The following is an 11557-nucleotide window of genomic DNA, read 5'->3' on the forward strand; positions in this document are numbered from 1 at the left end:
CGAGGTGCTGGAGTTTGTTCCGGCCGGCGACATCGACCCGATGATGTACGACCGCAGCTACTTCCTCGAGCCCGAAGGCAAGTCGTCGAAGTCGTATGTGCTGTTGACCAAGACGCTCAAGGAGACCGACCGAGTCGCGATCGTGCACTTCGCGTTGCGCAACAAGACGCGGCTCGCCGCGCTTCGGGCTCGAGGAAGTAGCTGCGGTCGTACATCATCGGGTCGATGTCGCCGGCCGGAACAAACTCCAGCACCTCGATCTCGCGGCTGCGTTCCTCAGGCAGCGTGGCGATGTCCTCGTCGGTGATGATCACCGTCTGCCCGTCGTCGGATTCGTAGGCCCGGGCAATATCGCGATATTCGACTTCCTCGCCATCGATCTCGCAGACGCGCTTGTAGCGGATGCGCCCGTTGTCCTTCGCGTGCACCTGATGGAACTTCACGTCGTGGTCCTGCTGCGCGCTGTAGACCTTGACCGGCACGTTCACCAGGCCGAACGCGATCGAACCCTTCCATATGGAACGCATCAACCCAGTATGGCTGATTTGAGGGCCGCATCGCGGGTACTGCGATCGGGCAGGTCGGCGCCGGATTGCGAGACCGTCAGCGCCGACGACATCGCGGCGGTGCGCACGACGTCGGTGAGCTGGTCGGTGCCGATGCGTGCGAGGTCACGGCGGCGCTCGGCGCCCAAGAGTCCGAGCGTCCACAGCGCGTCGATCAGGCCGGTCATGTACGCATCACCCGCGCCGACGGTGTCGACGACGTCGACCTGGAACGCCGGAAGCCGCACCAGGCCCTGCGCGCACAGCGCGAACGAGCCCTGCCCACCCAACGTCACCGCGACGATCGACGGGCCCAGCGACAACCACGTCTGCGCGATCTGCTCGGGGGTCCGTCCCGGATCGAGCCATCGCATGTCCTCGTCGCTGGCCTTCACCACGTCGGACCGTTCGATGAGCCGGTCGATGCGGGCGCGCGCCGCGTCGGCGTCCTCGGTCAGTGCCGGCCGCACGTTCGGATCGAACGTCACGGTGGCCGAAGGGTGATAGGTGTCGAGCAGCGCGGCGGTCGCCCGGCAGCCGGGCTCGAGCACCGAGGCGATCGAACCGGTGTGCACGACCAGGGGGGGACCGACCTCTGGCGTTCCGGTCAGCTGCCACTCGATGTCGAACTCGTACTCGGCCGATCCCTGCTCGTCCAGCGTCGCCAACGCCGTCGGCGTCCGCGCCGCGGTCGTGCTGCCTTCGACCAGCCGCACCCCGCACGCTTCGACATGGTCGGCGATGCGCCGTCCGCGCTCGTCGCCGCCGATGTGTGTCAAGAAGTCGACATCGCGGCCCAGGCGGGCCAGCCCCACCGCCACGTTGAGCGGGCTGCCGCCGACGTGCTCACCGATGACCTCGCCACCACGCCGGACGATGTCGACCAACGCCTCGCCGATCACCAGCGCCCGCTGCGCGCTCACGAGTCGTCCTTGTGCATCAACGCTTCCAGCGTCGCCCGCGCACCATCGCGGTGCAGTGAGTCGAGCGCCCAGACGTAGGCTTCGACGAATCGTTCGTCGGAGGCGAGATCGCCGAAGAGATCGGTGTTCTCGATGAACGCGGTCGGATTCTCGCGCTGCTTTCTGGCCAGCGGTACCAAGACGTCGGCGAGCTGATCCTGCACGTCGATCGGCTGGCCCTGTTCGTCGGTGCCCTCGGCATAGCGTGCCCAGCTGGCGACCGTCGCCGCCGACAGCCGGATCGGCGCGCCGGTTCTGAGGTTTTCGCGGATGACGGGCAGCAGCCATTTCGGGATGCGGTCCGAGGAGCCGTAGCACAGCCGGGCGACGGTGTCTTTGACGCCGGGGTTGGCGAACCGCTTGATCAGCGTGCGCTTGTAGTCGGGCAGGTCGATCCCGGGTACGGGTTTGAGCGTCGGTGTCGCCTCGTCGTCCATGTACGCCAGCAGGAAATCGGCGAGCAGCGGATCGCCGGCGGCGTCGTGCACCAGCCGGTACCCGGCGAGATACGCGAAGTAGCACAGGCTTTGGTGCCCGGCGTTGAGCAGCCGCAGCTTCATCAGCTCGTACGGGGTGACGTCGTCGACCATGAGCACGTCCACGTCCTCAAACGGTGGTCTGCCGTCGGCGAAGTCGTCCTCGAGCACCCAGGAGGTGAAGGGTTCGGCTACCACCGGCCATTGGTCGTCGATGCCGAATTCGGTTGCCACGACGTCGATCACGTCGGGGGTGGTCACCGGTGTGATGCGGTCGACCATCGAGTTGGGAAACTTGGTGTGGGTCTCGATCCATTCGCCGAGGCCTGGGTGTACCCGTTCGGCGTAGGTGGTGAACGCGTGCCGGGCGACGTCACCGTTGCCCTCGATGTTGTCGCACGACACGATCGTCGGTGAGGTGATGCCGCGGTCGCGCCTGCGGGCGAGCGCATCGACGACCAACCCGAAGACGCTCACTCCGTCGGCGCCGCCGACATTGTCGATGTTGTAGCCACCCTCGGTGATGGTCAGCGAGATGATCCGGGTGGTCGGCGCGGCCAGCAATTCGATCACCGACTCGGGGTCGTCGGGCGCATAGCGGTAGTCGACGATCGAACCGATCACGCGTGCTTCGCGGCTACCGTCGGGCTTCTCCAGCAGCAGGGTGTACAGCCCGTCCTGGGTGGCCATCACATCGGCCATCTTGCGATCGGCGGGCATGACGCCGACACCGGCGATGCCCCACTCCTTGGCGCGCCCCTTCTCCAGGAGCCGGTCGACGTACATCGCCTGATGCGCCCGGTGAAAGCCGCCGACTCCGAAATGCACTATGCCGACCGATATTCCGGAACGGTCGTAGGTCGGCTTGTCCGACTGAAGCTGTGCGAGCGTGGAGTTGTCGAGTTTCATGAGACCGTCACCACCGACTTCACGCTACCCGGCGTGCGGTCGGAGTCGAGGGCCTCGGCGGCGCGCTCGAGCGGAAAGCGGGCCGTCACCATCGCATCCAGATCAACCTGTCCCGATTCGACCAGTGCGATCGCCGTCGGCCAGGTGTTCGCGTATCGGAAGACGCCCGTCAGCACCAGTTCGCGATTCTGGATCACCTGCGTCGGCAGCTCCATCGACTCGGCGCCCAAACCGACCAGCACCACCTTGCCCGCCGGTCGCACCGCCCGAATGCCGTCGGCGACGGCCGTCGCCGCGCCGGAGGCGTCGATGAACGCGTCCACCCCGAGATCCGTGATGGGTTGGACGGTCGGATCGAGCACTGCCGTCGCGCCGAACGAGGTCGCCTGTCGTCTGCGGGCCTCGTCGGGATCGCTGACGACGATGTCCGTCGCACCGTAGGCGCGTGTGAGCTGGGTGATGACGATGCCGATCGGTCCGGCCCCGGTGACCAACACCCGCGAGCGACCGTCCACGCCTGCCTTGCGCACCGCGGCGATGCCGACCGACAGCGGCTCGCACAATGCGGCGGCGTCATCGGAGACGGAGTCGGGCACGCGGTGGGCGAACTCCGCTCCGATGGTCACGTACTCGCACAGTGCTCCGTCCACGGGTGGGGTCGCGAAGAACCGCATATGCGGGCAGAGGTTGTAGAGCCCCCGGCGGGTCTCGTCGCTGTCGGGATCGGGGCGCTGCGGTTCGATCGACACACGCTCACCTATGCGCGCGCGGTCGACGTTCTCGCCGACGTCGACGATCGTGCCGGCCGCCTCGTGACCCAGGATCAGCGGCGCCTCCACGACGAATCCGCCCACGCGTCCGTGCCGGTAGTAGTGGGTGTCCGATCCGCAAACACCCACCGACGAGATTCGTACCAGCACGTCACCGGGGTCGGGGCGGGGCACAGGGCGCTCCTGCATCTCGATCCGTCCGGGTTCGACGAGCACGGCCGCCCGCATCCGGCTGGCCGGCGAGAGTGTTGTGTGCGTCACATCGACCATGTTAACGTGGTGAGCATCTAATCGCACCCCTGAGCAGATGCTCACCAAGGAGGCGGCAGGGCGTGACCGCATCGACGTCGACCGGTGAACTAGCCGGGGCCGCGGTTCCGGCGCAAGACATCCGGCTGGCGCTCCGTGCGGCGACGATGTACTACCTCGACGGCCTGACCCAGGCCGAGATTGCCGCCCGGCTCGGCGTCTCGCGCCCGACCGCGGGTCGACTGATCGCCCGCGCGAAGGCTCGAGGCCTGGTCCGCATCGAGATCGCCGTCCCGGCCGGGCTCAGCGAGGATCTGCACGCCGAGGAGGAGCGCGAGCTCGAGCGGCGCTACGGCCTCACCGAGGTGGTGGTCGCCGGACACGGCGTCGACCTCGGTGCGCCGGGTCGGCCGGCCGGGTTCGCCAGTGTCGGTCGCGCCGCGGCCGCGTTGCTGATGCGGCGTCTCACACCCGACGACGTGCTCGGGTTCACCTGGGGCCCCGAACAGGTCGCGACAGCCAACGCCCTGGTTCCGGGGGTGGCGAGTTGTCGCGCAGTCGTGCAGCTCGACGGCGCCATGTCGACCGCGGCCTATCAGACCGGCACGGAGTTCATCCTGACCCGGTGCACGGAAACGTTGCGCGCGAGCACGTTACGGCTACCGGCACCGCTGTACGCAGACCCGTCGACGGTCGCGTCGATGCGCACCGATTCGGTGATCTCGCGCACGCTGGAGGCGGGTCGGCAAGCGGACATGATGCTCTTCGGTGTCGGTGCGGTGTCGACCTCGACCACGCTGTTCGAGGGCAGCTTCCTCGACACTCGCATGCTCGACGAGCTCGAGTCGCTGGGCGCGGTGGGGGAAATCGGCGGACGGTTCTTCGACGCGGACGGTGCGCCCGTCGACACCGAACTGCAGCAGCGTGCGGTGTCGGTGCCGCTCGAGGACATCCGCAATTGTGAAAAGACGCTGCTGATCTCCAGTGGCGCCACGAAGTACGACGCCACCCTCGCCGCCCTGAAGGGCAAATTGGCCCGGCTGCTGGTGTGTGACATCGATTGCGCACGTTGGTTGTTGGCGCAGTAAGGAGACGACGCAGGTGAGACGGACAATGATCAGGCGATTCGCGGCGGTGGCCGCGGCGTCGGCCGTGGTGCTCGCATCCGGTTGCTCGGGCGCCGGGAGCCTCGGCGCCTCCGACAACCAGGTCACCATCGCGATGGTGTCGAACTCGCAGATGACCGACGCCAGGGATCTGTCCTCGGAGTTCGAGAAGGCCAACCCCGGAACGAAGTTGAAGTTCGTCACACTCTCGGAGAACCAGGCCCGGGCCAAGATCACCATGTCGACCGCGATGGGCGGAAGCGAGTTCGACGTCGTGATGATCAGCAACTTCGAGACCCCGCAGTGGGCGAAGGACGGTTGGCTGCAGGACCTGTCCGAATACGCCGCGAAGACACCGGGTTACGACGAGCAAGACTTCATCTCGTCGCTGCGCGAGTCGCTGTCGCACGACGGTGACATGTACGCGGTCCCGTTCTACGGCGAGTCGTCATTCCTGATGTATCGCAAAGACCTCTTCGAACAGGCCGGGATCAAGGTCGATCAGTCGCCGGACTACCAACCCACCTGGCAGGAAGTGGCGCAGTGGGCTGACACCCTCAAAACCAACAACCGCGCAGGCATCTGCCTACGCGGCAAGCCCGGGTGGGGTGAGGTGCTCGCACCGCTCGACACCGTGATCAACACGTTCGGTGGGCGCTGGTTCGACGAGCAGTGGAACGCGCAGCTGAACAGCCCCGAGGTGCGCAAAGCGGTCAACTTCTACGTCGACCTGGTCAAGCGTTCCGGTGAACTGGGCGCGGCCTCGACCGGATTCCAGGAGTGCGCGAACCTGTTCGGGCAGGGCCAGACCGCCATGTGGTACGACGCGACGTCCGCGGTGTCGGTCCTGGAGGATCCGAAGGAGTACCCGGACCTGGTCGGCAAGATCGGCTACCTGCCCGCTCCGATCGCGGAGAAGCCGAACTCCGGATGGCTGTACACCTGGGCGCTGGGCATCCCGAAATCGGCCAAGAATCCCGACGGCGCCTGGAAGTTCATCTCGTGGATGACGAGCAAGGACTACATGAAGCTGGTGGGTGAGAAGCTCGGCTGGGCCCGTGTCCCACCGGGCAGCCGCACGTCGACGTATACCGAACTGCCGGAGTACGAGAAGATCTCGCAGTCGTACGGACCTCTGACGTTGCGCTCGATCGAGAACGCGAACCCGAACAAGCCCACGGTGCAACCGGTTCCGTACACCGGCATTCAGTTCGTCGCGATCCCCGAGTTTCAGGACCTCGGCACCAGGGTCAGTCAGCAGATCAGCGCCGCGATCGCCGGCCAGAAGACCGTGGACGAGGCCCTCGACCAGGCGCAGCAGTACGCCGAGGTTGTCGGCAAGACATACCAGGAGAAGTGATGACCGTAACCGCCGATACCAAGGCCGAAGCCAGCGAAATGGCGGTGGCCGAACGGGTTCGAAGAATTCGAGAGGCACAGGACACCGGTGTGAGCCGCGCCGAGGCGTGGCGTCGCCGCGGCCCGCTACTGCCGGCGCTGATCTTCATGATCGTCGTCACGCAGATCCCGTTCCTGTTCACCCTCTACTACTCGACATTGTCGTGGAACCTGGTTCGACCGGGTTCACGCAGATTCATCGGATTGCAGAACTACGTCACGGTCGCCAAGGACAGCCAGTTCTGGACCGTCGCACTCAACACCGTGATCCTGATCGTCGGGGTGGTGTTGCTCTCGGCGTTCTTCGGGCTGCTGCTGGCCTTACTGCTGGACCGGGCCTTCCTGGGCCGTGGGATCGTGCGGACCCTGCTGATCACGCCGTTCCTCGTCACACCCGTTGCGGCCGCGCTGATCTGGAAGACGACGATCCTCGATCCCAACAACGGCATCTTGAACTGGGTGATGTCGCTGGTCGGGATCGAGCGCATGGACTGGATCGGGCGGTTCCCGCTGCCGATGGTGATGGTGATGCTCATCTGGCAGTGGACACCGTTCATGATGCTGTTGATCCTCGCCGGCCTCCAGTCGATGCCACGCGACATCCTGGAGGCCGGTCGAGTCGACGGTGCCAACGCGTTCCAACTGTTTCGCGAGTTGACGCTGCCGCACCTGCGGCGATTCATCGAGTTGGGCGTCGTCCTGGGAGCGATCTTCCTGGTCAACACGTTCGACGCGATCTACATGATGACCCAGGGCGGTCCGGGGATCGCGAGCGCGAACCTCCCGTTCTACATCTATCAGCGCGCGTTCCTCGGCTTCGACATCGGTCAGGCCGCGGCCATGGGCGTGGTGGTCGTGATCTTCACGATGATCATCGCCAGCTTCGCGCTCCGATTGATCTTCAAGTCGTTCGCCGGGAAGGAAGAGGCGGCCTGATGACTACCACGGTCGAGAAAACCGCAGCCACACCGCAACCCGCCGCGAGAACCAAGAAGAAGTCGCGCACGTTCAGCCCGTGGGGACTGGTGGCGTGGCTGGTTGGACTCGGATTCTTCTTCCCGGTGTTCTGGATGGTGCTGACGTCGTTCAAACAGGAAGCCGACGCCGCCACCAGCCCACCGAAGCTGTTCTTCTCCCCGACGCTGGATCAGTATTCGGCGGTCTTCAACCAGGGCATCGGCCCGGCGATGCTGAATTCGCTGTTGGCCACTGGGATCTCGACGCTGGTGGTGCTGTTGCTCGGCGTGCCTGCCGCGTTCGCCCTGTCGCTGCGGCCGGTCCGCAAAACCCAGGATGCGCTGTTCTTCTTCATGAGCACCCGCATGCTGCCCGTCGTCGCGGTGATCCTGCCGCTGTACGTGATCGTCTCCAATATCGGCCTGCTGGACAACATCTGGGCACTGATCGTTCTCTACACCGCGATGAACCTGCCGATCGCGGTGTGGATGATGCGGTCATTCTTCCTGGAGGTGCCCGGCGAACTGCTGGAGGCGGCGAGCCTGGACGGGGCCAGCCTGTGGCGGTCGGTCCGCGAGGTGATCTTGCCGCTCGTGTCGCCCGGCATCGCGGCGACGGCGCTGATCTGCGTGATCTTCGCCTGGAACGAGTTCTTCTTCGCGGTGAATCTGACCGCGGTGAACGCTCAGACCATGCCCGTGTACCTCGTCGGGTTCATCGCCGGTGAGGGTCAGTACTGGGCCGTGCTGTCGGCGGCCGCGACCATGGCCGCACTGCCCGTGATCCTCTGCGGGTGGATCGCACAGAACAAGTTGGTGCGCGGACTTTCGTTCGGCGCGATCAAGTAACCGTCAGAGCCGATCAACAGACACGGAGATATCAATGGCAACAATCACTTACCGCAACGCCACGTGCATCTACGAGGGCTCGGACAAACTCGCGGTCGACTCGCTCAACCTCGACATCGCCGACGGTGAGTTCGTGGTGCTGGTGGGCCCGTCGGGGTCGGGGAAGAGCACGGCCCTGCGCATGCTGGCCGGGCTGGAGGACATCGACGAGGGTGCGATCGAGATCGGCGGTCGGGACATGACCGGTGTGCCGTCGAAGGATCGTGACATCGCGATGGTGTTCCAGAACTACGCGCTGTATCCGAACAAGACCGTCGCCGAGAACATGGGCTTCGCGCTGAAGCTGCGCGGGGTCTCGTCGGCGGAGCGGCGCAAGAAGGTTGAGGAGGCCGCGAAAATCCTTGATCTGACGGAGTTCCTGGACCGCAAGCCGGCCAAACTGTCGGGTGGTCAGCGTCAACGCGTGGCGATGGGCCGCGCGATCGTGCGAGAGCCGCAGGTATTCTGCATGGACGAGCCGCTGTCGAACCTCGACGCAAAGCTGCGCGTGCAGACCCGAACCCAGATCGCCGCGCTGCAGCGACGCCTCGGCACCACGACGGTGTACGTGACCCACGATCAGGTCGAGGCCATGACGATGGGGGACAGGGTCGCGGTTCTGCGGTTCGGCAAGCTGCAGCAATTCGCCTCCCCGAACGAGCTCTACGACAGGCCGGCCAACGCGTTCGTCGCAGGTTTCATCGGGTCGCCGGCGATGAACCTGGTGACGCTGCCGATCGCCCCCGACGGCGTCCGGGTCGGCGACTCGATCCTGGAGATCGAGCGTGATCGACTCACCAAGTTGAGTGATGCGGGCTTGTCGGAGGTCACGATCGGAATCCGGCCCGAGCAACTCGAACTCACCGACACGGGTGGTGTGCCGGTCGTCGTCGATCTGGTCGAGGACCTCGGCAGCGAGGCCTACCTTTACACCCACGCCGGGTCGGGCTCGGGCGTGGAGCTGGTCGCGCGGTGCAACCCGCGCACGGCGCCCAAGCTCGCGGAGACGGTGCGGTTGCGCAGGCATCCGGAAGGCTTCGTGCACCTGTTCCACCCGGAGACGGGTGAGCGCATCGACTGACGCTCGCTGACGTCGAGTTCTACACCACGGCTGTGGATAACGCGAAATCGCGACCCTGGTGCAGAAGTCGACGGTGAAGCCGGCCGACAAGCTAGCCGGCGATCGCCGGGTTGCCCGGGTCGAGGCCGCTCGGCAGATTCGGGTCGAACCCACCTGGCGAGTGGGTGAATTCCTGATGGGCCATCGGCCGGCAGTTGTTGTCCATCGGCGTCTGATCGCCCGAGCAGTAGGGCACGAGGTCCTGCGGATCCGCGGCCGCCTGCGGCGCCGCCAGCAAGCCGGCCACCGCGATCAGGACCGCCGCGAGGATTCTCGTCACGGATCCAACGTAGCAGCGGGTATACGTTCACATCGTGGATCGATTCGGCCGGGTGAAGCTGACCAACCCGGACAAGGTGCTGTACCCGGCTACGGGGACTACCAAAGCCGAGGTGTTCGACTACTACGTCGGCATCGCCGAGGCGATGATCCCGCACATCGCGGGCCGCGCCGTCACCCGTAAGCGCTGGCCCAACGGCGTCGAGGAGTCGTCGTTCTTCGAAAAGCAACTCGCCTCCTCGGCGCCCGACTGGTTGGACCGAGCGTCGGTCACCCACCGCTCCGGTACGACGACCTACCCGTTGATCGACACCGCCGAGGGCCTCGCGTGGATCGCGCAACAGGCCGCGCTCGAGGTGCACGTTCCGCAGTGGCGGTTCGTTCTTAAGGACGACGGGCCGCCGGCCCCCGGCCCCGCCACCCGCATCGTGTTCGATCTCGATCCCGGCGAGGGCGTCAAGTTTCGCCAGCTCTGCGAGGTCGCCCACGAGGTGCGCGACCTCATCACCGGCATCGGCCTGACCACCTACCCGCTCACCAGCGGGAGTAAGGGCTTGCACCTGTACGTTCCGCTCGAGGAACCGATCAGCTCCCAGGGCGCATCGGTGCTCGCACGGCGGGTCGCCCAGCAGCTCGAGAAGACGATGCCCAAACGGGTGACCGCGACCATGACCAAGAGCGTGCGCACCGGCAAGGTCTTCGTCGACTGGAGCCAGAACAACGGCTCCAAGACGACGATCGCGCCGTATTCGCTTCGGGGACGCGAACATCCGACCGTCGCTGCGCCGCGCACCTGGGACGAGATCGAGGATCCGAAGTTGCGCCACCTCAATTTCGGCGAAGTGCTCGATCGCGTGCAGGAGATGGGCGACCTGCTCGCGCCGCTCGACGAGGCGGTGCCCGTACCGGACCGGCTGACCACCTATCGCAGCATGCGCGACGCATCGAAAACCCCTGAGCCGGTGCCCAACAAGCCGCCCAAGACCGGGAACAACGACAAGTTCGTCATCCAGGAGCATCACGCCCGTCGACTGCACTACGACCTTCGGCTCGAACGTGACGGCGTGCTGGTCAGTTGGGCGGTGCCGAAGAACCTGCCCGACACCCCGTCCGTCAACCACCTCGCCGTCCACACCGAAGACCACCCGCTGGAGTACCTCACCTTCCACGGCGAGATCCCCAAAGGCGAGTACGGCGGCGGCAAGATGATCATTTGGGACACCGGCACCTACGAGGCCGAGAAGTTCAACGACGTGCCACCGGACAGTTCGAAGGACGGCGGCGAGGTCATCATCAACCTGCGCGGCAAGAAGATCGACGGCCGCTACGCGCTGATCCAGACCGACGGCAAGAACTGGCTCGCGCACCGGATGAAGGACCAGAAGCGGCCGCAGTCGGGCGATCTCGCGCCGATGCTGTCGACCGAGGGTTCGGTCGCGAAGCTCAAGGCGAGCCAGTGGGCGTTCGAAGGCAAATGGGACGGTTACCGCGTGATCATCGACGCGGACCGGGGCAGGCTCACCGTCCGGTCCCGGCGGGGCCGCGACGTCACCGGTGAGTTTTCTCAGTTCGAGGCCGTGGCAGCCGACCTCGCCGACCACCACGTCATTCTCGACGGTGAGGCCGTTGCACTCGACGAGTCCGGGGTGCCGAGCTTTTCGGAGATGCAGAACCGTGCGCGCTCCACCCGCGTGGAATTCTGGGCCTTCGACATCCTTTACCTCGACGGCCGGTCGCTGTTGCGCGCCAGGTATTCCGACCGCCGCAAGCTGCTCGAGGCGCTCGCCGAGGGTGGAGGTTTGATCGTCCCCGACGTGTTACCCGGCGATGGCCCCGAGGCGATGGAGTACGCGCGCAAGAAGCGGTGGGAGGGTGTGGTCGCCAAGAAACTCGACTCGA

10 protein-coding genes and 2 pseudogenes are annotated in these 11557 nt (G+C 65.7%); 7 read left to right on the forward strand and 5 right to left on the reverse strand.

All coding sequences use genetic code 11. The features are described from left to right. Nucleotides 1-43 precede the first annotated feature (43 nt). Nucleotides 44-133, forward strand: a pseudogene (locus A5698_RS30055) (hypothetical protein); the annotation flags it as partial. A 31-nt stretch (nucleotides 134-164) separates the two neighbouring features. On the opposite strand, the pseudogene ku reads toward A5698_RS30055, so the two are convergent. From ku to A5698_RS23030, 4 genes and pseudogenes are all read right to left on the reverse strand, one after another. Further along, nucleotides 165-527, reverse strand: a pseudogene (gene ku, locus A5698_RS23015) (non-homologous end joining protein Ku); the annotation flags it as partial. Continuing rightward, complete coding sequence (locus A5698_RS23020) at nucleotides 527-1468, reverse strand: carbohydrate kinase family protein (RefSeq protein ID WP_068301590.1); 942 nt, start codon at nucleotides 1466-1468, stop codon at nucleotides 527-529. The pseudogene ku and the gene A5698_RS23020, both read right to left, overlap by 1 nt. Further along, the gene (locus A5698_RS23025) at nucleotides 1465-2892 is read right to left on the reverse strand and encodes a mannitol dehydrogenase family protein (RefSeq protein WP_068301592.1); all 1428 of its coding nucleotides are present in this window, start codon (nucleotides 2890-2892) and stop codon (nucleotides 1465-1467) included. The genes A5698_RS23020 and A5698_RS23025 overlap by 4 nt, the downstream gene beginning before the upstream one ends. Beyond that, a complete protein-coding gene (locus tag A5698_RS23030; RefSeq protein ID WP_068301595.1) occupies nucleotides 2889-3890 on the reverse strand; it encodes an NAD(P)-dependent alcohol dehydrogenase in 1002 nt (333 codons plus the stop codon). The genes A5698_RS23025 and A5698_RS23030 overlap by 4 nt, the downstream gene beginning before the upstream one ends. 104 nt (nucleotides 3891-3994) lie before the next feature. On the opposite strand from A5698_RS23030, the gene A5698_RS23035 reads away from it, so the two are divergent. From A5698_RS23035 to A5698_RS23055, 5 genes are read left to right on the forward strand one after another with little or no spacing between them, the layout of a single operon-like run. Beyond that, on the forward strand, nucleotides 3995-4999 hold the full coding sequence (locus tag A5698_RS23035) for a sugar-binding transcriptional regulator (RefSeq protein ID WP_068301597.1): 1005 nt from the start codon (nucleotides 3995-3997) through the stop codon (nucleotides 4997-4999). Between the two features lie 25 nt (nucleotides 5000-5024). Further along, nucleotides 5025-6377 (forward strand): ABC transporter substrate-binding protein, encoded by a 1353-nt coding sequence (locus tag A5698_RS23040; RefSeq protein ID WP_068301600.1) that lies wholly within the window; start codon nucleotides 5025-5027, stop codon nucleotides 6375-6377. Further along, nucleotides 6377-7351 carry a carbohydrate ABC transporter permease gene (locus A5698_RS23045; protein ID WP_068301603.1) on the forward strand — a complete coding sequence of 325 codons (975 nt, stop codon included), beginning with the start codon at nucleotides 6377-6379 and terminating at the stop codon, nucleotides 7349-7351. Before A5698_RS23040 ends, A5698_RS23045 begins: the two co-directional genes overlap by 1 nt. Then, on the forward strand, nucleotides 7351-8220 hold the full coding sequence (locus tag A5698_RS23050) for a carbohydrate ABC transporter permease (RefSeq protein WP_068301606.1): 870 nt from the start codon (nucleotides 7351-7353) through the stop codon (nucleotides 8218-8220). The genes A5698_RS23045 and A5698_RS23050 overlap by 1 nt, the downstream gene beginning before the upstream one ends. 34 nt (nucleotides 8221-8254) lie before the next feature. Continuing rightward, nucleotides 8255-9340: an ABC transporter ATP-binding protein gene (locus A5698_RS23055; RefSeq protein WP_068301609.1), complete on the forward strand. Its 1086-nt coding sequence runs from the start codon at nucleotides 8255-8257 to the stop codon at nucleotides 9338-9340. 91 nt (nucleotides 9341-9431) lie between these two features. Here A5698_RS23055 and A5698_RS23060 read toward each other — a convergent pair whose 3' ends face one another. After that, nucleotides 9432-9659: a hypothetical protein gene (locus A5698_RS23060; protein ID WP_067081304.1), complete on the reverse strand. Its 228-nt coding sequence runs from the start codon at nucleotides 9657-9659 to the stop codon at nucleotides 9432-9434. Nucleotides 9660-9690: 31 nt separating this feature from the next. Here A5698_RS23060 and A5698_RS23065 point away from each other — a divergent pair. Beyond that, nucleotides 9691-11557 (forward strand): ATP-dependent DNA ligase (locus A5698_RS23065; RefSeq protein WP_068301612.1); only part of this gene is annotated, 1867 nt, incomplete at its 3' end.

This window comes from Mycobacterium sp. E136, assembly GCF_001666865.1.
Taxonomy (GTDB): domain Bacteria; phylum Actinomycetota; class Actinomycetes; order Mycobacteriales; family Mycobacteriaceae; genus Mycobacterium.